The sequence below is a fragment of the Bradyrhizobium sp. WSM4874 genome (assembly GCF_055811835.1).
Genome location: NZ_JBVVPR010000036.1, coordinates 54725 through 76625, shown reverse-complemented (window position 1 = coordinate 76625; position 21901 = coordinate 54725). Strand labels below are relative to the sequence as shown.

Below are 21901 nucleotides of genomic sequence, written 5' to 3'. Positions count from 1 at the left end.
CGCGCCTGACTCTCACGACGCGTCACGGCCGGGCTTGTTGTCCCGGCCGTGACACAGCTGGCTGGAGGACATCATTTTGGCAGACAAAGCCGACAGTTACGTTTACGGCATCTCCGACACGCCGCTGCTCGGCGACGCGATCGGGCGCAGCCTCGATCGGGCCGCGCGGCGCTGGAGCGATCGCGAGGCGCTGGTCTCGCCCAGCCACGGCGTGAGATGGACATGGAAGGAGTTTGCCGAGCGGGTCGACGCGCTCGCCGCCGGCTTTGTCGCGCTCGGCCTCGAACGCGGCGAACGGATCGGCATCTGGTCGCTGAACCGGCCGGAATGGACGCTGACACAATTCGCCGCTGCCAAGGCCGGTCTCATCCTGGTGACGATCAATCCGGCCTACCGGCTGAGCGAGCTGGAATTCGCGCTTCACAAGGTCGGATGTAGCGCCATCGTCACCGCGACGGCGTTCAAGACCAGCAACTACATGGATATGCTCAACACGCTGTTGCCGGAGCTTGCGAGCGCCAAGCCCGGGCAATTGCGCGCCGCGCGGCTGCCGGCCCTGCGCATCGTGATCCAGATCGGCGGCCCCGCCTGCCCGGGCACGATCCCGTTCGACGAGGTCGCCGGCATGGGTGGAACCCTGCATCGCGAGCAGCTCGCCGCGCTCAGTGCCGCCCTGCAATTCGACGATGCCGTCAACATCCAATTCACCAGCGGAACGACGGGATCGCCCAAGGGCGTGACGCTGACCCACCACAATATTCTCAACAACGGCTATTTCGTCGGCCGCGCCATGCGCCTGACCGAAGCGGACCGCATCTGCATTCCGGTGCCGCTCTATCATTGCTTCGGCATGGTGATGGGCAACCTCGCCTCAGTCACGCTCGGCGCAACGATGGTCTATCCCGGCGAGGGGTTCGATCCGCTCGCGACGCTGCGGACGATCGAGCAGGAAAAATGCACAGCGCTGTACGGTGTGCCGACGATGTTCATCGCCGAACTCGACCACGGCGAATTCTCAAACTTCGATCTGACATCGCTGCGCACCGGCATCATGGCCGGTGCACCCTGCCCGATCGAAGTGATGAAGCGCGTCAACAGCGAGATGAACATGGGCGAGGTCACGATCGCCTATGGCATGACCGAGACGAGCCCGGTCAGCTTTCAGAGCGCCGTCGACGATCCGCTCGATCGCCGCGTCTCGACGGTCGGGCGAATCCATCCGCATGTCGAGGTCAAGGTCGTCGATCTCGACGGCAAGATCGTCAAGCGCGGCGAACGGGGCGAGCTCTGCACCCGCGGCTACAGCGTGATGCTGGGCTACTGGGAGGAGACCGAGAAGACCGCGGATGTGCTCGACGCCAATGGCTGGATGCATACCGGCGACATCGCCATCATTGATGACCAGGGCTATTGCAACATCGTCGGCCGCATCAAGGACATGGTGATCCGCGGCGGCGAGAACCTCTACCCCCGCGAGATCGAGGAATTTCTCTACCGCCATCCCAAGATCCAGGACGTGCAGATCTTTGGCGTTGCGGATACCCGCTACGGCGAGGAGCTCTGCGCCTGGATCCGCGTCAGGTCCGGCGAGAAGCTGACGATGGAAGAGGTGCGCGCCTTCTGCGACGGCCAGATCGCCCACAACAAGATCCCGCGATACGTGGAATTCGTCGACGAGTTTCCGATGACCGTGACCGGAAAGATCCAGAAATTCCTGATGCGCGAGGCGGTCGAGCAGCGGCTGGGGCTGAAGTCGGCGAAGACGGCGTAGGTTGCCAACCCAATCGTCATTGCGAGCGCAGCGAAGCAATCCAGAATCTTTCCGCAGAGGCAGTCTGGATTGCTTCGTCGCTGCGCTCCTCGCAATGACGGGAGAGAGACGCGCGTTACACGGTCAGGCCGCGCTGCCCGGCGAGCTCCTTCAGCAACACCTGCGGACGCGCGCCGATGTGCTGGATCACTTCGGCGGCTGCGAGCGCGCCGAGCTCGCCGCACTGCTTGAACGGCAGGTTGCGCGCCAGGCCATACAGGAAGCCGGCAGCGAAGAGGTCGCCGGCGCCGGTGGTGTCCACGAGTTTCGCGATCGGAGACGCCGGCGCTGCGACTGCGTCAGTTGGCGTCACCACCACGCAACCTTTCTCGCTGCGCGTGACCACGCCGAGATTGACGTCATTGCGCAGCTGCTTGAGCGCGGTGTCGAAGTCCGAGGTCTGGTAGAGCGAATGCAGCTCGGACTCGTTGGCGAATACGATATCGACGGTGCCGTTGCGCATCAGTCCCAGGAACTCGTCGCGGTAACGATCGACGCAGAAGGAATCCGACAATGTCAGCGCCACCTTGCGCTTGGCATCATGGGCGATCTTGGCCGCCTTGACGAAGGCGTCCTTGGCGTTCTTGGGGTCCCAGAGATAGCCCTCGAGGTAGACGATGCCGGCCGCGGCGATCTCGGCCGGGTCGATATCGGCGGGCGACAGGTCCTGCGCGGCGCCGAGATAGGTGTTCATGGTGCGCTCGCCATCATCTGTCACCAGGATGTAGGAGCAGCCGGTCGCAGGGCCGTCCTTCGCCGCGGGCGTGTTGAAGGCGACGCCGGCCGCGCGGATATCGTGGACGTAGAGCTTCCCGATCTGGTCGTCCTTGACCTTGCCGACATAGGCGGCGCGCGCCCCGAGGCTGCCGATGCCGACGATGGTGTTGGCAGCCGAACCGCCGGAAACTTCCGTTGCCGGGCCCATGTCCTTGTAGATGGCGGCGGCCCGCGCCTCGTCGATCAGGGACATGCTGCCCTTGGTCATGCCGTGCTTGCCCAAGAAGGCTTCATCGGTCTTGACCAGCACGTCGAACAGCGCGTTGCCAATGCCGAGAACGTCATATTTCACGTCAGCCATTCACCTTGATCCTGTTTGGCGGATTGCGATACCCGCGGAAATCCGCTTCCTGTCGGTCTGAAATCTGGCTCGCGGCCTATCACGACCGGCCCTTCGCGGGCAAGCAACGGTATTATGCAGTTCCAATGATCCGCTCCTTCCTGACCGTCTCGACGGGGACGCTGGCTTCACGGCTGCTGGGCTTTGCACGCGATTCCCTGATCGCGGCGCTGCTCGGCACCGGCGCCCTGGCGGACGCGTTTCTGGCGGCATTTCAGCTCGTCAATGTGGTGCGGCGCCTGCTCAGCGAGGGGGCGCTGAATGCGGCGTTGATCCCAGCCTGGCTGCGCGTTGGTGACCGCGAAGGCGAGGCGGCTGCGGCGGCGTTCGCGGGACGCGTGCTCGGCACCGTGAGCGCGGGCCTGATCGCGATCTCGATCGTGATTGCACTGCTGATGCCGCTGATCATCATGATCATCGCGCCGGGCTTCGTCGGCAGCGCATCGCTCGATCTCGCCGTCCAGAATGCGCGGCTGATGCTGCCATATCTCGCCTTCGCGGGACCCGTCACGGTGCTGATGGGCCTGCTCAATGCGCAGGGGCGCTTTGCACTCACCGCGTTCTCGCCGCTGCTGTTCAACATCGCCCTGATCGCCGCGATCGCAGCACTCCTGCTGTGGCACGCCGATGCAATCGTCGCCGCGTGGATGCTGGCGGCCACCGTCGGCATCGCCGGCCTATTGCAGCTCCTGATGCTGCTGTCGCAGCGAAGCGCGCGTCTGGCGACACCGCTGCGCGTGAGCTTCGACAAGGACATGCGCGGCTTCTTCGCCAAGGCGATCCCGGGCATGATCGCAAGCTCCGGCCCGCAATGGCTGATGGTGGCCGGCGCGATCATCGCCTCCGCCACGCCCGCCGCGGTCTCCTGGCTCTATTTCGCCAACCGTCTGATCGAGCTGCCGCTTGGCATTGTCGGGGTCGCCATGGGTACGGTGCTGGTGCCGGAGCTGACGCGCGCGGTGAGGAGCGGCGATCGTAATGCGGTTGCGCATGCGGAATCGCGCGCACTGGAACTCGCGACCGGGCTGGCGCTGCCGGCGACGTTCGGCCTGATCGTACTCGCCGAGCCGATCGTGCGGCTGCTGTTCGAACACGGTGCCTTTGGCGCGGAGGACAGCGCGGCCACGGCGCACGCCCTGATGTGGCTGGCGCTGGGACTGCCGGCTCACGTGCTGATCAAGGCGCTGTCCCCGGCCTATTTTGCCCGTAGCGACACCATGACGCCGCTGCTGGCGACAGCGAAGGGGTTCGTGGTCGCGGTCGCGCTCGCGATCCTGCTCAGTCACTTCCTCGGCGCAAGCGGGATCGCCGCCAGCATTGCCGCCGGCGCCTGGAGCAGTGCGATCTCGCTGCTCCGGAAAGGCAGCAGTGAATTCGGCTTCTCGGTCGATGCCGCCGCCCGCAAACGGCTGCCGCGAATCGTGCTCGCCGCGCTCGTCATGGGCGCCCTGCTCTGGCTGACCGCGGGCCTCTTGCCTTCGGAGGCCCATGGGCTCATCCGCTTCATTGCGCTGGGCTCACAGATCGGCGCCGGAATCGTCGTCTATGGCTTGCTCCTGCAAATCCTCGGCGTCGCGTCCTGGCGCGAGGCGGCCGGTGCCTTGAAGCGCCCCGCCCAGCCCGATCCCGGCGCCTGAGGTTAGCGAAATACCCTTGACGGGGCAGCGCCGCTGTTGGAAACGACGCCCGATTGTCTCCAGGAAAGCTTGCCAGGACAGCTAACCATGCCATTCGTTGAACGGGTTTTTTCGGGCGTCCAGCCGACGGGCAATCTGCACCTCGGCAATTATCTCGGCGCGATCGTCAACTTCGTGAAGATGCAGGAAACCCACAACTGCATCTATTGCGTCGTCGACATGCACGCGATCACGCAGGGCGTGGACGTCTGGGGCGGACCGGTCGAGCTCGCGCGCAACACCCGCGAGGTGACCGCGGCGTTCATCGCCAGCGGCATCGATCCCAAGAAGCACATCGTGTTCAACCAGAGCCAGGTCTCGGGCCATGCCGAGCTCGCCTGGATCTTCAACTGCGTCGCGCGCATGGGCTGGCTGGGTCGCATGACCCAGTTCAAGGAGAAGGCCGGCAAGGACCGCGAGAACGCATCCGTCGGGCTGTTCGACTATCCCGTGCTGATGGCGGCCGACATTCTGCTCTACCGCGCCACCCACGTGCCGGTCGGCGAGGACCAGAAGCAGCATCTCGAGCTCTCGCGCGACATCGCGCAGAAGTTCAACAACGACTTCGGCGACTCGATCCGCAACCTCGGCGCCAATGACGGTCTGTTCTTCCCGCTGCCGGAGCCCCTGATCACGGGCCCGGCGACGCGCGTGATGAGCTTGCGCGACGGCACCAAGAAGATGTCGAAGTCGGACGCGTCCGATAATTCGCGCATCAATTTGACCGACGACGCCGACACCATCGCGCAGAAGGTGCGCAAGGCCAAGACGGACCCCGAGCCGCTGCCGACCGAGGAGAAGGGTCTGGAAGCGCGCCCCGAGGCCGACAATCTCGTCGGCATCTACGCAGCCCTCTCGGGCCGCTCCAAGGCCGACGTGCTCAGGGATTTCGGCGGCGGCCAGTTCTCCAGCTTCAAGAATGCGCTGGTGGAGCTGTGCGTCACCAAACTCGCGCCGATCGCCGGCGAGATGAAGCGCCTCGTCGCCGACCCCGGCCATATCGACGCGATCCTGAACGACGGCGCCGACCGGGCCCGCGCGATCGCCGACGAGACCATGAAGCTCTCGAAGGACATCGTCGGCTTCATTCGCCCGCGCTAAGGCGCGTTCGCGCAAACGCGGCCGACGCCACCGCGCCGGCCGCTTCTGCTCTCCCCAAGCACGACGGAGTGTGGCAGCATGTCAGCCGTGCACATTCCGGGACATGCATGACCAGCAAGCGACTTTGCTTCGAGCCGGGTCACAAGCCCAAATGCCTCGTCATCGTCGACGACACCGCCGAATGGGATCGCGCGGTCTACTATGCCAGCCGCTGGGCGATCCGCGCCGGCGGCGGCGTGGTGATGCTCCGCATCATCGAGCCCGAACAGCAGAGCCAGGAATGGCTGGGGGTCGCCGACATCATGCGCGCTGAAGCGCAAGAGGCGGCAGAAGCCGCGCTCGACCGTGCCGCCGGCCGCGCCAACGGCATCGCCGCGATCACGCCGGAACGGGTGATCCGCGAAGGCGGCGCCATGGAACAGCTGCTGGCGGTGATCGACGAGGACCCCGACATCGCCATGCTGGTGCTCGCAGCGAACCCCGGCGCGGAGGGCCCGGGGCCGTTGGTCAACCTGCTCGCGCACGCGCTGGGCACGTTCCCGGTGCCGGTGACGGTCATTTCCGGCGCGCTGAGCGACCAGAGCGTGGATTCGCTGTCGTAACCCAGGCCCTCGTCATGCCCGGGCTCCCGGCCATGACGCCGCGGGAGTTTGGCACCTCTACACTAACCCGCTGATATAACAGGTGAACGGCCAACTTACCCCTTGACCGTGCGTTCGCCGTCGCCATCTGCTAGTGGATAGAGCACGCGCCGGCCTTGAACCGGCGACGTCTGGAGAAAACCATGTTCATTCAAACCGAAGCCACCCCCAATCCCGCCACGCTGAAGTTCATTCCCGGCCGCGTCGTGGTCGACGGCGGACCGATGGAATTTGCGAGCCGCGAATCGGCCGCACGCTCGCCGCTCGCCGAAAAGCTGTTCGAGGTCCCCGGCGTTACCGGCGTGTTCTACGGATCGGACTTCATCACCGTGACCAAGGCAAACGGTGAATGGCAACAGCTCAAGCCCGCGATCCTCGGCGCCATCATGGAGCACTACATGTCCGGCGCGCCGCTGCTCGCCGACGGTGCGGCCGCGAGCGATGTCGATCTCGACGACGAGGACGAATTCTTCGACGAGGCCGATGCCGAGACGGTCGACATGATCAAGGATCTGATCGAGACCCGCGTGCGGCCGGCGGTCGCCAATGACGGCGGCGACATCACTTTCCGCGGCTTCAAGGACGGTATCGTCTATCTCAACATGAAGGGCTCTTGCGCCGGCTGCCCGTCATCGACCGCAACGCTCCAGCACGGCATCCAGAACCTGCTCAAGCACTTCGTCCCCGACGTGGTCGAAGTCCGGCCGATGTAAATTGCACGCGCGACCCCTCAATTGGACTCCGTCATGCCCGGGCTTGTCCCGGGCATCCACGTTCTTGGGGCGCAAAGTCGTGGATGGCCGGGTCAAGCCCGGCCATGACGACCGGGATGATGCTATGATCGTTCCATGCTGATCCTCGCCATCGATACCGCGCTGGAAGCGTGCGCGGTTGCCGTTCTCGACACCGATTCCGGGCAGCTCCTCGCGCAGGAGCAGCTTCTGATGAAGCGCGGCCACGCCGAAGCGCTGATGCCGATGATCGCGCGCGTGATGCACTCAGCCAATCTCGCCTTCACCGCGCTCGACCGCATCGCGGTCACCATGGGCCCCGGAAGTTTCACCGGCCTGCGCGTCGGCATTTCGGCGGCCCGCGGCCTTGCGCTTGCCGCGAAGCGGCCCGCCGTCGGCCTGACCACCTTGTCGGCCTATGCCGCCGCCGTCGTTGGCCAGAGCGGGGCGGCGCCGGTGATCTCGGCGATCGACGCGCGGCACGACCACGTCTATTTCCAGATCGTGGCCGGTGACGGCAGCCAGCTGGTACGGCCGGGCGTCGCTCCCATCGACGAGGCGATCGCGGCTTCGCAATTCGGCGCGCCGCATCTGGTCGGCAATGCCGCGAAGATCCTCGCCGAGCGCTGGCCGAAAGATATGCCGCAGCCGATCGCGGTCGACGCGCAGCCCGCGCCCGACATCGGCTGGGTCGCATGGCTTGGCGCCGCGGCCGATCCCGCGACAAATCCGGCGCGGCCGTTCTATCTGCGGGCGCCCGACGCAAAGCCGTCCGCACAACTGCCGCTTGCAGCACAAGCCGCAAGCTCATGATGAGATGGTTCTCGGAATGGTGGCGCGGCGGCACGGCCGTCGTCGAGCCGGCTGTCGCACGTGACGTCGCACGGCTCGCGCAGCTCCACGGCGCCTCCTTCGCACGCGGTTGGGGCGAAGGCGAGTTCGAGAGCATGCTCAGCGAGCGCAACACGCTGGTGCACCGGTTGCGCCTCGGCGGCAAGACCGTGGGCTTCGCGGTGTCGCGGATCGGCGCGGACGAAGCGGAGATCCTCTCGATCGCGGTCGATCAGGCCCATCGCGGCCGCGGCCTCTCTCGTACGCTGCTGATGACCCATCTCGGCCACCTGGCAGGACGCGGCGTGCGCACAATATTTCTCGAGGTCGAGGAAAATAACCAGCCGGCGCGGCGGCTCTACGATCGAGCCGGATTCATGGTGGTCGGACGCCGCGATCGCTACTATAAGCAGCCGAACGGGGAACAATTGAACGCACTTCTGATGCGACGTGACTTGTCGTAACATTGATGGCAGAAAGCGCCCCGTCAGGCGGACATCACATGACTGGTCTTAAACCTTCCCCCGCTTCCAAGGCGTCCGGCATCGAGGCGCGCTGTGCCGCCACGGGCATGCGCATGACCGAGCAGCGCCGTGTCATCGCCCGCGTGCTCGCGGAGGCGGTCGATCATCCCGATGTCGAGGAACTCTACCGCCGCTGTGTCGCCGTCGACGACAAGATCTCGATCTCGACCGTGTATCGTACCGTCAAACTGTTCGAGGATGCAGGCATCATCGAACGCCATGATTTCCGCGAAGGCCGCGCGCGCTACGAGCAGATGCGCGACAGCCATCACGACCACCTCATCAACCTGCGCGACGGCAAGGTGATCGAGTTCACCTCCGAGGAGATCGAGAAGCTCCAGGCGGAGATCGCCCGCAAGCTCGGTTACAAGCTGGTCGATCATCGGCTCGAGCTCTATTGCGTCCCGCTCGACGACGACAAACCCACAAGTTAAGTGCCGATCGATCTCGTCATCTTCGATTGCGACGGCGTTCTCGTGGACAGCGAGGGATCTCCTGTCGCGCGCATGCTGATGTGCTGTCGAGGCACGGCTATCCGATCACATCGGAGCAGGTGCTGGTCCGCTTCCTCGGCGTATCCGAGAAGGACGCACGGCGAATGGTCGAACAGGAGATCGGCCGCAATCTTCCCGACGATATCGAGAGCCAAGTGAATGCGGCGACGCTGCAATTCTATGCCAGCGATTTGCAGCCGATCACCCATGTGGCCGCAGCGATTGGCGCAATCGATTTGCCCAAATGCGTTGCGTCGAGCGGCACGCCGGAGAAGATCCACCATGGCCTGACCTGCGCCGGTCTCTACGATTTGCTTGCTCCCAACATCTTTTCCGCGAGCCAGGTCGCACGCGGCAAGCCCGCGCCCGATCTTTTCCTGTTCGCCGCCGCGCAGATGAAATTCGCGCCGGAGCGGTGCCTCGTGATCGAGGACAGCGTCCCCGGGGTGACCGGTGCGCATGCCGCCGGCATGACGGTGCTGGGCTTTCACGGCGGCAGCCATTGCCCGCCAGGCCACGCTGAAAGACTACGCGCCGCCGGGGCCGGATTGACGTTCGACGATATGCGGCAATTGCCGGAACTGGTCCGGCGGGTCGCGACGGAAACCCTGGCGGGCTGAATCCCTCCTCTCGGCGTCATTCCGGGGCGATGGGCCAGCATCGAACCCGGAATTTCGTGCCAAAACCTCTGGATTCCGGGTTCGCGACCGCGTCGCGCCCCGAATGACGACCGAAAAGACCCCCCAATCGCTGGATTTTCGCGGCTCCAGCCTATATCTGAGGGCGGTCCTCCCACCTCATTTCCGGATTCCATGACGCCGCCGCGCAAGCTGCACATCAAATCATATGGCTGCCAGATGAACGTCTACGATGCCCAGCGCATGGTGGACACGCTGGCCCCGGAAGGATTCGTGGAGACGGCCAGCGCTGATGACGCCGACCTCGTCATCCTCAATACCTGCCATATCCGGGAGAAGGCCTCGGAAAAGGTCTATTCGGAGCTCGGCCGCCTGCGCGTCGCCAAGGACGCCGCCGCGCGCGACGGGCGCACCATGCAGATCGCGGTCGCGGGCTGCGTGGCACAGGCCGAAGGCGAGGAGATCGTGCTCCGTGCACCCGCGGTCGACGTCGTGGTGGGACCGCAGAGCTATCATCATTTGCCGCAGCTGTTGAAGCGCGCCGGCCATGAGGGCCGCGCCATCGAGACCGAATTCCCGGCTCAGGACAAGTTCGGCTTCCTCGCTCAGCCCAAGCCCGCCGCGATCCGCGCCCGCGGCATTTCCGCTTTCGTCACAGTCCAGGAAGGCTGCGACAAGTTCTGCACCTTCTGCGTCGTGCCCTACACGCGTGGCTCGGAAGTCTCGCGGCCGGTGGCAAAGATCGTCGAAGACGTGAAGCGCCTCGCTGAGAACGGCGTGCGCGAGCTCACGCTGATCGGACAGAACGTCAACGCCTATCACGGCGAGGGGCCGGACGGAAAAAGCTGGCCGCTCGGCAGGCTGCTGGAGCACCTCGCCGCGCTCCCGGGCATCGCGCGGCTGCGCTATTCGACCAGCCATCCCCGCGATGTCGACGACAGTTTGATTGCAGCCCATCGCGATCTCGGCGCGCTGATGCCGTTCGTGCACCTGCCGGTGCAGTCGGGCTCGGACCGGATTCTGGCCGCCATGAACCGGAAACATACCGCCGATGATTATCGGCGTGTCGTCGACCGTTTCCGGGCCGCACGCCAAGACATTGCTTTCTCATCAGATTTTATCGTCGGCTTCCCGGGCGAGAGCGAGCAAGATTTTCTCGCGACCCTCGCGCTTGTCACGCAAATCGGCTACGCTGCGGCGTATTCGTTCAAATACTCCGCCCGGCCGGGAACGCCGGCCGCGGACATGCAGGAGACGGTGTCCCCCTCCGAGATGGACCAGCGATTGGAGCGGCTCCAGGAACTGATCGACAGCCAGCAATCGGCCTTCAACAAGGCTGCGATTGGCTCAACGGTCGATGTGCTGTTCGAGCGTCCGGCCCGCAAGGATGGCCAGATCGTCGGCCGGACCGCATTCCTCCAGCCCGCGCATGTGATGGCTTCGCCCGACATCATCGGACAGATCCTGCCGGTCCGGATCGACAGTCTCGAACGCTACAGCTTCCTCGGCGAGCTCGCCATGGCGCACGAGCCCGCTTTATCGCCCATCGCCACTGGAGCCTGAACCCTTGCCCAAAAGCGCATCGGATTCGTCTTCTTCCATCGCTCCTAGCCGCAAATTTGACCGCGACATGCAGGTTCCACCCGAGACCCAGGTCGTCATCGACTTCGACGACAACCGCGCCGCATCCGCGCTGGTCGGCCCTTACGGCCAGCATCTGGCACAGATCGAACGGCGGCTCGGCGTCGTCGTCGATTCCAAGGGCAACCACATCACCATCGGCGGCTCGCGCGACGGCTGCGATGCCGCGCGCCGCGTGCTGGAGACGCTCTACGCACAGGCCGTGAAGGGACAGGATCTCGACCAGGGCGAGGTCGAGGGCGCGATCCGAGCCGTGATCGCGCAGGGCTCGCTGTTCGAGTTCGACGCCAAGTCGGCCAAATCCACCTTCGACAGCATCAATTTGCGCAAGCGCCCGGTGCGTGCGCGCACTGCGGCGCAGGATTCCTACATCCGCGCGCTGAAGCGCCACGAACTGGTGTTCGGCATCGGACCCGCCGGCACCGGCAAGACCTGGCTCGCGGTCGCCCATGCCGCGCAACTGTTCGAGCGCAAGGAAGTCGACAAGATCATCCTGTCCCGCCCGGCGGTGGAAGCCGGCGAGCGGCTCGGCTTTTTGCCCGGCGATCTCCGCGAGAAGGTCGATCCTTACCTTCGCCCGATCTACGACGCGCTTTATGACCTGATGGACGCGCGCATCGTCGAGCGCGCACTGCAGACCGGCGAGATCGAGATCGCACCACTCGCCTTCATGCGCGGTCGCACGCTGACCAACGCGGCCATCATCCTGGACGAGGCGCAGAATACCACGTCGATGCAGATGAAGATGTTTTTGACCCGCCTCGGCGAGAACAGCCGCATGATCGTCACCGGCGATCCCTCGCAGATCGACTTGCCGAATGGCCAGACCTCGGGCCTCGCCGAGGCGACGCGCCTGCTGAGCGGCGTCGAAGGCATTGCGCAAGTTCATTTCAAGGCCGAAGACGTGATCCGCCACGAGCTCGTGGCGCGGATCGTCTCCGCCTACGAAGGGGCACCGCAGCGGCCGGCCGCCGGTAAATCCTGACGAGACAGCATCCGGACCATATGGGCGCGGAGACGGCGCCCCTTCGTTCCGAACAAGGACAATGTCACACTCCAACCTTCCCATCACCGAGGTCCTCGTCGTCGCCGATTGCTGGCAGCGGGAGCCCGAATCCGAAGCCGTGATCCAGCGCGCCGTGGCGGCCGCCGCCGAGAATGTCGACGAAGACGTTGCGGAGGCGGAAGTGGCGGTGATGCTGACCGATGATGCCGGCATCCGCACGCTGAACAGCAACTGGCGCGGCATCGACAAGCCGACCAACGTGCTGTCGTTTCCCGCGCTGCAGCCGGAAGGCGACTGGAAACCGGGCGATGCCCCGCGCATGCTCGGCGACATCGCGATCGCCTACGAGACCATGCGGCGTGAGTCGGACGAGGAACAAAAGCCGTTCGATCATCATTTGAGCCATCTCGCCGTGCACGGTTTCCTTCATCTGGTCGGCTACGACCACGAAAACGAAGACGACGCCGAGGAAATGGAAGCGCTCGAACGAGAGATCCTGGCTCATCTCGGCATTCCCGACCCCTATGCCGACCGCCCAGGGACGCATTGAGATGCCGGATTCCGACCCGATTCAAGACAATCCGCGCACTACGGCCAATTTGCCGGTCGTGGTAACGCCCGGCGAGGTGATGCGCCCGACCGCGGAAGGCTGGCTGCTGCGTGCCATTCGCAGCCTGTTCGGCTGGAAGGCGGGTTCGGTGCGCGACGACCTCCAGGTCGTGCTCGACGCCACGACGCCGGACGACACCGGCTTCTCGACGGTCGAGCGCACCATGCTGCGCAACATCCTCGGCCTGCACGAGCGTCGCATCGCCGATGTCATGGTGCATCGCGCCGACATCATCGCGGTGAAGCGCGACATCCCGCTCGGCGAGTTGATGGACCGCTTCGAGAGCGCCGGCCATTCGCGCCTTGTGGTCTACAACGAGACGCTCGACGATCCCGTCGGCATCGTCCATATCCGCGATCTGCTCGCCTTCATGACCGCGCGTGCGCGCGTGTCGGGGGTCACGAAAACCAAGCGCAAGAAGCCGCTGCCGGCCGGGCTCGATCTGCGTACGGTCGATCTCGCGCTGCCGCTCGAAGAAGCGCGCATCATCCGCAAGTTGCTCTACGTGCCGCCGTCGATGCGGGCGATCGACCTGCTCGCGCAGATGCAGGCCACCCGCATCCATCTGGCACTGGTGGTCGACGAATATGGCGGCAGCGACGGCCTGGTCTCGCTCGAGGACATCGTCGAGCAGATCGTCGGCGAGATCGACGACGAGCATGACAGCGACGAGCCGCCCTCGATCGTGCGGCTGCCCGACAACGCCTTCATCGCCGACGCCCGCGCCAGCCTCGACGACGTCCGCACCGTGATCGGCGAGGATTTCGTCACCGGGGAGGCCGGCGAGGAAGTGGAGACGCTGGGCGGTTATCTCGTCAGCTTCGTCGGGCGCCTGCCGGTGCGTGGCGAGGTGATCTCGGGCCCCGGCCATTACGAGATCGAGGTGCTCGATGCCGATCCGCGCCGGGTCAAGCGACTGCGGATCTCGACGCGAAAGGAGCGTCCCGCGCCGCGCACCCAGCGCGAGAGCCGGCGCCGCGAGACTGCGCCGGATGGCAGCCCGCCGACGGCCAGCGACACGCCCACCCCGCCGCCAAGCGACGGGACCGGTCCGCAGTGAGCCCTTTCCAGCGATTTCGCCAGATCGCGCTTGCCATCATCCTGACCTGGGGATGGAAGCGCGCGCTCGTCGCGATGGCTGCCGGTGCGCTCTCGGTGCTGGCGCTGGCGCCGTTCAACGCCTTCCCGGTGCTGTTCATCACATTCCCGGTGCTGGTCTGGCTGATCGACGGCGCCGGCGCCGGACGATATCGCGGCGTCCCCGCCGCGGCGCTGACCGGCTACTGGTTCGGGCTCGGCTATTTCGTGCCCGGCCTCTACTGGATCGGCTACGCCTTCTTCGTCGATGCCGATGTATTCGCCTGGCTGACACCGTTCGCGGTGCTGGGCCTGCCGGCCTATCTTTCCATATTCACGGCAATGGGCTTTGCGCTCGCCCGCCTGCTCTGGACCAAGAATGCGACGCGCGTGCTTGCGCTCGCGGCAAGCCTCACCATCACCGAATGGCTGCGCGGTCATGCGCTGACCGGCTTTCCCTGGAACGCGTTCGGCTATGCGCTCTCCGAGCCGCTGCCGCTGGCACAAACGGCGTCGCTGATCGGCCTGTGGGGCATGACTTTCCTGACGGTTGCGATCTTCGCGAGCCCGGCGGCGCTGATCGACCGCACGCCCGATCGCCGCCTGGCGTGGCGCGCACCGGCCGCAGCCGTGGCGCTCCTGCTTGTCATGAGCATCTTCGGCGCGATCCGCCTGTCGCTGCATCCGACCACGATGGTCGCGGGCACCAAGTTGCGCCTGATGCAGCCGGATCTCCAGCAGGACGCGAAGTTCAACTACGCCGCCAAGGCGGAGGTGATGAAGAAATATCTGGCCTTGTCGGACCGCGCCTCCGGGCCGCAATCGACCGGCGTGCGCGATGCCACCATCCTGATCTGGCCGGAATCCGCCTTCCCGTTCTTCCTGACTCGCGAAGCCGACGCGATGGCGCAAATCGCGGAGCTTCTGCCCAAGGGCACGGTGCTGATCACGGGCTCGGTCCGCGCGCCCGACCTGCCGCGGGGCACGCCGATCACACGCGCCTATAATTCGATTTACGTGATCGACCACGACGGCAGCGTGCTCTCTATGTACGACAAGCTGCATTTGGTGCCGTTCGGCGAATTTCTTCCCTATCAGGGCTTGATGGAGAAGCTCGGTTTCGAGCAACTCACGCGTGTGCGCGGCGGCTTCATTCCCGGCACCGTGCGGCATGCGCTCCCGGTCCCCGGTGCGCCGTCCGCGCTGCCGCTCATCTGCTACGAAGCTATCTTCCCCGGTGAGGTGGCTGGACGCAATGAACGTCCGGGCTGGATCGTGAATCTCACCAATGACGGCTGGTTCGGAATCTCGACCGGCCCCTACCAACACCTCGAACAGGCGCGGATGCGCGCGATCGAGCTCGGATTGCCGCTGGTTCGCTCCGCCAATACCGGCGTTTCCGCAGTGATCGATCCGGTGGGACGCGTCGTCGCCAGCCTCGGTCTCGGGATCGAAGGTATTTTGGATGCAGATCTGCCCGCCGCGATCCCGCCGACCATCTATGCACGCGTGGGCGATGTACCCGCGGCCATGCTTGTCGCGCTCGCCGTGTTTTGGGCGGTCCGCCGACGTGTTGCCAAACGGCACCTCTGATCGCGCAGCCGCGGCCGATAACTTTTGACAACCGTAGTCCCACGGTTGACAGACTGCACGCGGCCTCCTCATTCTGCCCCGGCTGCAAAAGACAGTGGGTATTGCTAAATTTCTCCGCAATGTTTCCCAATAACAGGGTCTGATTTTGACGTTGCTTACACCTGAGGCATTCCTGATTGCGCCGAAGGTGATGTTTGGAGGGCTGAGGAAATGTCGAAAGCGCCCAACCCTGTTGACAAATATGTCGGCAGTCGCGTGCGGATGCGCCGCATCATGTTGGGCATGAGCCAGGAAAAGCTGGGTGAAGCTTTGGGCCTGACCTTCCAACAAGTTCAGAAATACGAAAAGGGCACAAACCGGGTCGGCGCGAGCCGCATCCAGCAAATTGCCGAAATTCTCCAGGTGCCGGTGTCGTTCCTGTTCGAGGGCGGTCCGAGCGGCGTGGCGGGGCCGGACGGCTTCGCAGAAGGCGCATCGCCGTCTTACGTCTCGGATTTCCTCGCGACTTCCGAAGGACTCGCCCTGACCAAGGCGTTCACCCGAATCACCGATTCCAAGATGCGCCGCTCGATCGTCGATCTCGTCGAGCAGATCGCGGCCCGCGAAGGCCCCGATAAGCGCTGAGGCGGTATCTCAATTCGATTTGAGGCTGCGTCAAATCTGGCCTATGTCGTCATTTGTGGCCGCGCTTTGATGCGCGTCTTCCTCGATGATGCGATTCAAAGGCACAGATGCGCTCATGGTCAGCTCCAATTGGTTCGATTCCCAAACTATTCTCGATGGCATCCGCCGCTGGGTGGAGGTCGAGACGCCAACGGACGCGCCTGAACAGGTCAACAAGCTGGTCTCGATGGTCGCGGAGCAATACCGCGACCTCCCTGTTACGCTCGAGCGCATCGCCGGCGTCGATGGCTGCGGCGATCATCTCGTGGCGCGCTCGACCTGGGGTCAGGACCGGCCCGGCATCCTGGTGCTGAGCCACCTCGATACCGTTCACCCCATGGGATTCATCGAGCGCCTGCCGTTCAAGGTCGAAGGCGACAGCGCATTCGGTCCCGGCATCTACGACATGAAGGGCGGCGCCTACATCGCCCATCACGCCTTTCGCGCGCTTTGTGCCACGGCCGATCGCTCGCCGCTCGGCATCACCCATCTGTTCACCTCCGACGAGGAGATCGGCAGCCCCACCTCTCGCGCACTCATCGAGACCGAAGGGCGCAAAGCGAAGTACGTGCTGGTGACGGAGCCGGCCCGCGACGGCGGCAAGATCGTCACCGGCCGCAAGGGCGTCGGGCGATTCGAAGTGTTCATCAAGGGCGTGCCCGCGCATGCCGGCACGCGGCCCCAGGATGGCCGCAGCGCGATCCGCGAGCTCGCCAACGTCATCCTGGCGCTGGAAGCGATGAACGATCTGGCGCGCGGCGTCACCGTCAATGTCGGCGTGGTGCGCGGCGGCACGCGGCCCAACGTGACGCCGGAAGAAGCCTATGCCGAAATCGATCTGCGCGTGCTGAGCCTGAAGGACGCGGATGAATTCGTCGGCAAGATCCTCGCCCTGACATCGAAGACGGATGGCGTCACCGTCAAGGTCACGGGCGGGCTCAATCGTCCGCCTTACGAGAAGAGCAATGCCGGCGCCTCGCTGTACGAACATGCGAAGACGGTTGCCACGGAGATCGGCTTCGAGCTGGTCGACGTTCACACCGGCGGCGGCTCGGACGGTAATTTCACCGCCGCCCACACCGCGACGCTCGACGGGCTCGGCGTCGACGGTAAGGGCGCGCACACTCATTATGAGCAGCTCTATGTCTCGTCGCTCGAACCGCGCGCGCGGCTGCTTCATCGCCTGTACCAGACGCTACGATGAGTGAGCGCAAATCAGATCCCGATCGCGAGGACAGCGAGCGCGCCTTCTTCGGACGCCGCAAGGGCCACAAGCTCAGGCAGCACCAGGCCGAGCTGATCGATCATTTGCTGCCGCGTCTTGCGCTCGCCATCGATCGCGAAGCACCGGCGGATGCCCGCGAGATCTTCGTGCCCGCAGCCGACGATTTGCGGCTCGAGATCGGCTTCGGCGGCGGCGAGCATCTTGCGGCGGAAGCGCAAAACTTCGCAACAACCGGCTTCATCGGCTGCGAGCCCTACGTCAACGGCATGGCGAAGATCCTCGCGCAGATCGAGGTCGCCGACATCGGCAACATCCGCCTGTTCGCAGGCGATGCTGCCGAGCTCCTGGCCTGGCTGCCGAAGGCTTCGCTGTCGCGGATCGACCTGATCCATCCCGATCCCTGGCCGAAACGGCGGCACTGGAAGCGGCGCTTCGTCCAGGACCGGACCATCGCCGCGATGGCGCGCGTGTTGAAAGCCGGCGGCGAGTTTCGTTTCGTTTGCGACATCGACGATTATTGCGCCTGGACGCTGTCGCATCTGTCGCGCTCGACGGATTTCGTCTGGCTTGCGGAGCGCGCTGATGATTTCCGGCAGCCCTGGGCTGGCTACACCATGACGCGTTACGGCAGGAAAGCCGCGCGCGAGGGACGCAAGGCGGCGTATCTGCGATTCAGGCGGGTCTAGATCGTCTGCCGATTGCGCCAGAAATTCACGACGCGCTCGGCGGTCGTCGGCATCAGCCGCGTGAAGTTCGCGCGCGCCTGCTCAAGATCGGCGTCGGCTGGCGTGCGATTCGGGCCGTACCACATCAGGATCAGCGCCCGCACCGTCGGCCAGCTGACATTCAGCACGCGCGCGAGAACCAGAATTGGATCGTAGCGGTCACCCGTGATCAGGCGGTCGAGGACCGTGAGGCGGACGCCGGACATCGCCGAAAGCGAGGCGATCGCGTGCTCGTATTTGTGGGCCTTCGCGAATCCAAGCAGCGCGCTCTCGCCAAGATGACCCTCGCGATGCAAGGCCAGCACCGTGCGCTGCGCCCCCGAGAAATCGCGACGCGGGCCCGGCGGCAGCGTGGCTTCCTCGATGGCCGCCATGGCGCGCTTGATCTCGACCTGGCGCACGGGATTGACCACGCTCGAGAGGCGACGGCGGATGACGTCGAGCGTGCCGTCGAGAAGTTGTTTCAGGTTCTCACCCGAAAGATCGCTACGCTGGCCGATCCTGAGAGTCAGCACGCCATCCTGCGCGGCACGCTTGATCAGCTCGGAATAGCTGCCGGGCGAGAACGCCGCGCCGGAATTGCCCGCAGCGCGGCGCACCACGTCGCGATCGCCGCGCTCGACCAGCACGTCGGTGATGACGGCCGACAGCGTGGGGCGTTCGCTCATCGCCAGCAGATGGCCCTGGCCCTTCAGTCGCGCGATCTCGACGAGAGCAGCGTCGTCGAGCACGGGCGAATGGCGCAGCACGGGGCCCGCCACCGCGATTTCGTTTTCGCGCGCGAGCTGGCTCACGAGGTGCCGCGGCGCGTTGTTCAGGCGCGAGAAGCGTTCGGCGAGATCGACGCGCGAGGCGAGCTCGGCATGCGGGACGAGATCGATCAGCAGGTTGTCGAAGAGATCGATGACATCGGGACGAAGGTTCTCGGCGTCCTGAAAGAACAATTGGGAGATGGCGTGCGCGATCTCGCCGCGACGCCGCGGGTCGCCGCGTTTGACGATATCGTCCAGTCCGGGAATGAGCGACGTGGCAACGGTCATGAAAACGCAAACTCGTACGGGGCACGCCGCGGGTGCGCCCTCGGTCCAAGCCGCCCCACAATCAGGGAATTTAGGCCTCGGAGGTGAAGGAAGCGTTGCGCGGGGCCGCGGGCCGGGCGCAAAAAGCCTAGCCTGCCCTGCATGGGCCTTGTCCGGGAAGACGGAAAGGGCTATATCAGCGCCAATTCATCTTCTCATACGATCCGCGTAGTGAGAGTGGGCCCGAAAGGACCCGCTCTTTTTTATTACCTGAAGGCGGCTTGGTGGAAGATATGCGGCCCGGCGATCTGTCGGGAGAGTTCCGAAGCGAGCTTTGAGATCTTAAACCAAGCCTTAACCATATCGAGCGCCTTGACCTCTGACATGACCGAACCGAACCCTGGTTCCACGGATGCCGAATTGCTGGCCGAGCCGAGGCTCGTGGTCGAGCCGGGCGTGGCGGCACGGGTGTCCGCGGTCGCCGGGCCGGTGCTCGAAGGCATGGGCTACCGCCTGGTGCGGATCCGCATTTCCGGGGAATCCGGCTGCACCGTGCAGGTCATGGCCGAGCGGCCGGACGGCTCCATGCAGATCGAGGATTGCGAGGCGATCTCGCGGGCGCTGTCGCCCGTGCTCGACGTCGCCGATCCCGTCGATCGCGCCTACCGGCTGGAAATCTCCTCGCCGGGGATCGACCGCCCGCTGGTGCGCCGCTCTGATTTCGAGCGTTATGCCGGGCATCTGGTGAAGATCGAGATGGCGGTCGCCCATGAGGGGCGGAAGCGGTTCCGCGGCACGATCGGCCCCGTCGAAGGCGACCGGGTGCATCTGCATCGCGACGACGTCAAGGGGACCGAGGCTGCCGACGTTCTCCTGACGATGGAAGACATCGCCGAGGCTCGGCTGGTGCTGACCGACGAGCTGATCGCGGAATCCATGCGCCGCGGCAAGGCCCAGGCACGCGAGATGCGCCGCAATCTCGGCCTTGAGCCGCCGGCGGCACCGCACGCCAGCATCAGCGAAAAGACGACCAAGAACACCAAGCCGACTAAGAAGCCGGCGCCGGCCCCTACGAAGAAGCCGGCTCCGACCAATACCAAAAAACATCGCCTGGCCGCCGAACGCGCGCGACGAGGCGAGATCGATCCTGACGAAGGAGACTAGCCATGGCAGTCAGCGCCAATCGACTTGAATTGCTTCAGATCGCCGACGCCGTTGCGCGCGAGAAATCGATCGACCGCGGCATCGTCATCGCGGCGATGGAGGATGCCATCGCCAAGGCGGCGCGGGCCCGTTACGGCAGCGAGACCGACGTTCATGCCGAGATCGACCCGAAGAAGGGCGAGCTGCGGTTGTCGCGCCACATGCTGGTGGTCGAAACGGTCGAAAACCATTCCAACCAGATCTCGCTGGTGGATGCGCAGCGCGCCAATCCCGGTGCCCAGGTCGGCGACACCATCGCCGACACCCTGCCGCCGCTGGAATATGGCCGCATCGCCGCGCAGTCGGCCAAGCAGGTGATCGTGCAAAAGGTGCGCGAAGCCGAGCGCGACCGGCAATATATGGAATTCAAGGACCGCATCGGCGACATCGTCAACGGCGTCGTCAAGCGCGTCGAATACGGCAGCGTGATCGTCGATCTTGGCCGCGGCGAGGCCATCATCCGCCGCGACGAGATGCTGCCGCGCGAAGTGTTCCGCAACGGCGACCGCGTCCGGGCCTACATCTTCGACGTCCGCCGCGAGACCCGCGGCCCGCAGATATTCCTCTCCCGCACCCATCCGCAGTTCATGGCCAAGCTGTTCGCGCAGGAAGTGCCCGAGATCTATGACGGCATCGTCGAGATCAAGGCGGTCGCCCGCGATCCCGGCTCGCGCGCAAAAATCGGCGTGATTTCCCGCGATTCCTCGGTCGATCCGGTCGGCGCCTGCGTCGGTATGCGCGGTTCGCGCGTGCAGGCGGTGGTGAACGAATTGCAGGGCGAGAAGATCGACATCATCCCGTGGTCGCCCGACATCGCGACCTTCGTGGTCAACGCGCTGGCGCCGGCCGAGGTCTCCAAGGTCGTCATCGACGAAGACCGCGAGCGCATCGAGGTCGTCGTGCCCGACACCAACAACCAGCTCTCGCTGGCGATCGGCCGCCGTGGCCAGAATGTGCGTCTGGCCTCGCAGCTCACCGGCTGGGACATCGACATCCTGACCGAGCAGGAGGAATCGGAGCGCCGCCAGGCCGATTTCGAGAACTCCACCCGCGTCTTCATGGAATCGCTCAACGTCGACGAAGTGGTCGGCCAATTGCTGGCGTCCGAAGGCTTCACCTCCGTCGAGGAACTCGCGATGGTGGATGTCAAGGAACTCGCCGGCATCGAAGGTTTCGACGAGGAGACCGCGCAGGAACTCCAGAACCGCGCCCGTGAATATCTCGAACAGCTCGAAGCCGAGCTCGAGGCCAGGCGCAAGGAGCTCGGCGTCGAGGACGCCGTAAAGGACGTGCCCGGCGTCACCTCGAAGATGCTGGTGAAGTTCGGCGAGAACGACATCAAGACGGTCGACGACCTCGCCGGCTGCGCCACGGACGATCTGGTCGGCTGGACCGAGCGCAAGGAAGGCGGCGAGCAGACTAAATATCCGGGCGCGCTCGATGGCCTCGATATCTCCCGTGACGATGCTGAAGCGATGATCATGCAGGCCCGCGTCAAGGCCGGCTGGATCACCGAGGCCGATCTCGCCAAGCCCGCCGAAGAGGCCGAGGCGACTGAAGATCAGCCGGCTTAGGG

Annotated in this window: 20 protein-coding genes and 1 pseudogene; 19 read left to right on the top strand and 2 right to left on the bottom strand. The window is 64.9% G+C overall.

All coding sequences use genetic code 11. From position 1 onward, the window contains the following. Positions 1–76 precede the first annotated feature (76 nt). Positions 77–1771 carry an AMP-binding protein gene (locus tag AC0L3P_RS29285; protein ID WP_473307283.1) on the top strand — a complete coding sequence of 565 codons (1695 nt, stop codon included), beginning with the start codon at positions 77–79 and terminating at the stop codon, positions 1769–1771. Between the two features lie 115 nt (positions 1772–1886). On the opposite strand, the gene AC0L3P_RS29280 is transcribed toward AC0L3P_RS29285, so the two are convergent. Further along, positions 1887–2888, bottom strand: coding sequence for an adenosine kinase (locus AC0L3P_RS29280; RefSeq protein ID WP_473307281.1), 1002 nt, complete (start codon positions 2886–2888; stop codon positions 1887–1889). Between the two features lie 125 nt (positions 2889–3013). Between AC0L3P_RS29280 and murJ the strand changes: the two genes are divergently transcribed. The 16 genes and pseudogenes from murJ (at position 3014) to trmB (ending at position 18064) form a co-directional block, all read left to right on the top strand. Further along, entirely contained in the window at positions 3014–4564 is a 1551-nt protein-coding gene (gene murJ, locus AC0L3P_RS29275) for a murein biosynthesis integral membrane protein MurJ (RefSeq protein ID WP_473307279.1), read from the top strand. 87 nt (positions 4565–4651) lie between these two features. Next, complete coding sequence (trpS, locus tag AC0L3P_RS29270; protein WP_354205755.1) at positions 4652–5704, top strand: tryptophan--tRNA ligase; 1053 nt, start codon at positions 4652–4654, stop codon at positions 5702–5704. Between the two features lie 107 nt (positions 5705–5811). Further along, on the top strand, positions 5812–6306 hold the full coding sequence (locus AC0L3P_RS29265) for a universal stress protein (protein WP_275168742.1): 495 nt from the start codon (positions 5812–5814) through the stop codon (positions 6304–6306). 182 nt (positions 6307–6488) lie between these two features. Beyond that, complete coding sequence (locus tag AC0L3P_RS29260; RefSeq protein WP_275168744.1) at positions 6489–7058, top strand: NifU family protein; 570 nt, start codon at positions 6489–6491, stop codon at positions 7056–7058. A gap of 135 nt (positions 7059–7193) precedes the next feature. Then, on the top strand, positions 7194–7889 hold the full coding sequence (tsaB, locus tag AC0L3P_RS29255; protein WP_473307275.1) for a tRNA (adenosine(37)-N6)-threonylcarbamoyltransferase complex dimerization subunit type 1 TsaB: 696 nt from the start codon (positions 7194–7196) through the stop codon (positions 7887–7889). After that, positions 7886–8371, top strand: a complete 486-nt coding sequence (gene rimI, locus AC0L3P_RS29250) for a ribosomal protein S18-alanine N-acetyltransferase (protein ID WP_473307272.1) — start codon at positions 7886–7888, stop codon at positions 8369–8371. The genes tsaB and rimI overlap by 4 nt, the downstream gene beginning before the upstream one ends. A 38-nt stretch (positions 8372–8409) precedes the next feature. Continuing rightward, the gene (locus AC0L3P_RS29245; RefSeq protein WP_007598312.1) at positions 8410–8865 is read left to right on the top strand and encodes a Fur family transcriptional regulator; all 456 of its coding nucleotides are present in this window, start codon (positions 8410–8412) and stop codon (positions 8863–8865) included. Next, positions 8866–9545 (top strand): annotated as a pseudogene (locus AC0L3P_RS29240) (HAD family hydrolase). Between the two features lie 192 nt (positions 9546–9737). After that, positions 9738–11126, top strand: coding sequence for a tRNA (N6-isopentenyl adenosine(37)-C2)-methylthiotransferase MiaB (gene miaB / locus AC0L3P_RS29235; protein ID WP_473307270.1), 1389 nt, complete (start codon positions 9738–9740; stop codon positions 11124–11126). Positions 11127–11130: 4 nt separating this feature from the next. Then, on the top strand, positions 11131–12189 hold the full coding sequence (locus AC0L3P_RS29230; protein WP_219678884.1) for a PhoH family protein: 1059 nt from the start codon (positions 11131–11133) through the stop codon (positions 12187–12189). Positions 12190–12250: 61 nt separating this feature from the next. After that, positions 12251–12760: an rRNA maturation RNase YbeY gene (gene ybeY / locus AC0L3P_RS29225; protein WP_473307267.1), complete on the top strand. Its 510-nt coding sequence runs from the start codon at positions 12251–12253 to the stop codon at positions 12758–12760. A gap of 1 nt (position 12761) precedes the next feature. Continuing rightward, entirely contained in the window at positions 12762–13880 is a 1119-nt protein-coding gene (locus AC0L3P_RS29220; protein WP_473307264.1) for a hemolysin family protein, read from the top strand. Continuing rightward, positions 13877–15490: an apolipoprotein N-acyltransferase gene (lnt, locus tag AC0L3P_RS29215; RefSeq protein ID WP_275168762.1), complete on the top strand. Its 1614-nt coding sequence runs from the start codon at positions 13877–13879 to the stop codon at positions 15488–15490. The genes AC0L3P_RS29220 and lnt overlap by 4 nt, the downstream gene beginning before the upstream one ends. Positions 15491–15700: 210 nt before the next feature. Continuing rightward, entirely contained in the window at positions 15701–16114 is a 414-nt protein-coding gene (locus AC0L3P_RS29210) for a helix-turn-helix domain-containing protein (protein ID WP_007598327.1), read from the top strand. An 85-nt stretch (positions 16115–16199) separates the two neighbouring features. Next, positions 16200–17357 (top strand): M20 family metallopeptidase, encoded by a 1158-nt coding sequence (locus tag AC0L3P_RS29205; protein ID WP_275168764.1) that lies wholly within the window; start codon positions 16200–16202, stop codon positions 17355–17357. After that, positions 17354–18064 (top strand): tRNA (guanosine(46)-N7)-methyltransferase TrmB, encoded by a 711-nt coding sequence (gene trmB, locus AC0L3P_RS29200; RefSeq protein WP_275168766.1) that lies wholly within the window; start codon positions 17354–17356, stop codon positions 18062–18064. Before AC0L3P_RS29205 ends, trmB begins: the two co-directional genes overlap by 4 nt. On the opposite strand, the gene AC0L3P_RS29195 is transcribed toward trmB, so the two are convergent. Continuing rightward, positions 18061–19143: a DUF2336 domain-containing protein gene (locus tag AC0L3P_RS29195; protein WP_473307260.1), complete on the bottom strand. Its 1083-nt coding sequence runs from the start codon at positions 19141–19143 to the stop codon at positions 18061–18063. The genes trmB and AC0L3P_RS29195 overlap by 4 nt on opposite strands. A 363-nt stretch (positions 19144–19506) precedes the next feature. Here AC0L3P_RS29195 and rimP point away from each other — a divergent pair, with 363 nt between their 5' ends. Beyond that, positions 19507–20286 carry a ribosome maturation factor RimP gene (gene rimP / locus AC0L3P_RS29190; RefSeq protein WP_473307297.1) on the top strand — a complete coding sequence of 260 codons (780 nt, stop codon included), beginning with the start codon at positions 19507–19509 and terminating at the stop codon, positions 20284–20286. A gap of 2 nt (positions 20287–20288) precedes the next feature. Continuing rightward, positions 20289–21899, top strand: coding sequence for a transcription termination factor NusA (nusA, locus tag AC0L3P_RS29185; protein WP_007598336.1), 1611 nt, complete (start codon positions 20289–20291; stop codon positions 21897–21899). Positions 21900–21901: the final 2 nt, after the last annotated feature.

Bases quoted from the DNA above. Each gene is read 5' to 3' on its own strand.
- AC0L3P_RS29245 (WP_007598312.1), top strand. From the start codon at position 8,410: ATGACTGGTCTTAAACCTTCCCCCGCTTCCAAGGCGTCCGGCATCGAG.
- miaB (WP_473307270.1), top strand. From the start codon at position 9,738: ATGACGCCGCCGCGCAAGCTGCACATCAAATCATATGGCTGCCAGATG.
- rimP (WP_473307297.1), top strand. From the start codon at position 19,507: ATGACCGAACCGAACCCTGGTTCCACGGATGCCGAATTGCTGGCCGAG.
- tsaB (WP_473307275.1), top strand. From the start codon at position 7,194: ATGCTGATCCTCGCCATCGATACCGCGCTGGAAGCGTGCGCGGTTGCC.
- AC0L3P_RS29265 (WP_275168742.1), top strand. From the start codon at position 5,812: ATGACCAGCAAGCGACTTTGCTTCGAGCCGGGTCACAAGCCCAAATGC.
- AC0L3P_RS29220 (WP_473307264.1), top strand. From the start codon at position 12,762: ATGCCGGATTCCGACCCGATTCAAGACAATCCGCGCACTACGGCCAAT.
- trmB (WP_275168766.1), top strand. From the start codon at position 17,354: ATGAGTGAGCGCAAATCAGATCCCGATCGCGAGGACAGCGAGCGCGCC.
- ybeY (WP_473307267.1), top strand. From the start codon at position 12,251: ATGTCACACTCCAACCTTCCCATCACCGAGGTCCTCGTCGTCGCCGAT.
- AC0L3P_RS29210 (WP_007598327.1), top strand. From the start codon at position 15,701: ATGTCGAAAGCGCCCAACCCTGTTGACAAATATGTCGGCAGTCGCGTG.
- trpS (WP_354205755.1), top strand. From the start codon at position 4,652: ATGCCATTCGTTGAACGGGTTTTTTCGGGCGTCCAGCCGACGGGCAAT.
- AC0L3P_RS29195 (WP_473307260.1), bottom strand. From the start codon at position 19,143: ATGACCGTTGCCACGTCGCTCATTCCCGGACTGGACGATATCGTCAAA.
- AC0L3P_RS29205 (WP_275168764.1), top strand. From the start codon at position 16,200: ATGATGCGATTCAAAGGCACAGATGCGCTCATGGTCAGCTCCAATTGG.
- AC0L3P_RS29260 (WP_275168744.1), top strand. From the start codon at position 6,489: ATGTTCATTCAAACCGAAGCCACCCCCAATCCCGCCACGCTGAAGTTC.
- AC0L3P_RS29280 (WP_473307281.1), bottom strand. From the start codon at position 2,888: ATGGCTGACGTGAAATATGACGTTCTCGGCATTGGCAACGCGCTGTTC.
- nusA (WP_007598336.1), top strand. From the start codon at position 20,289: ATGGCAGTCAGCGCCAATCGACTTGAATTGCTTCAGATCGCCGACGCC.
- rimI (WP_473307272.1), top strand. From the start codon at position 7,886: ATGATGAGATGGTTCTCGGAATGGTGGCGCGGCGGCACGGCCGTCGTC.
- murJ (WP_473307279.1), top strand. From the start codon at position 3,014: ATGATCCGCTCCTTCCTGACCGTCTCGACGGGGACGCTGGCTTCACGG.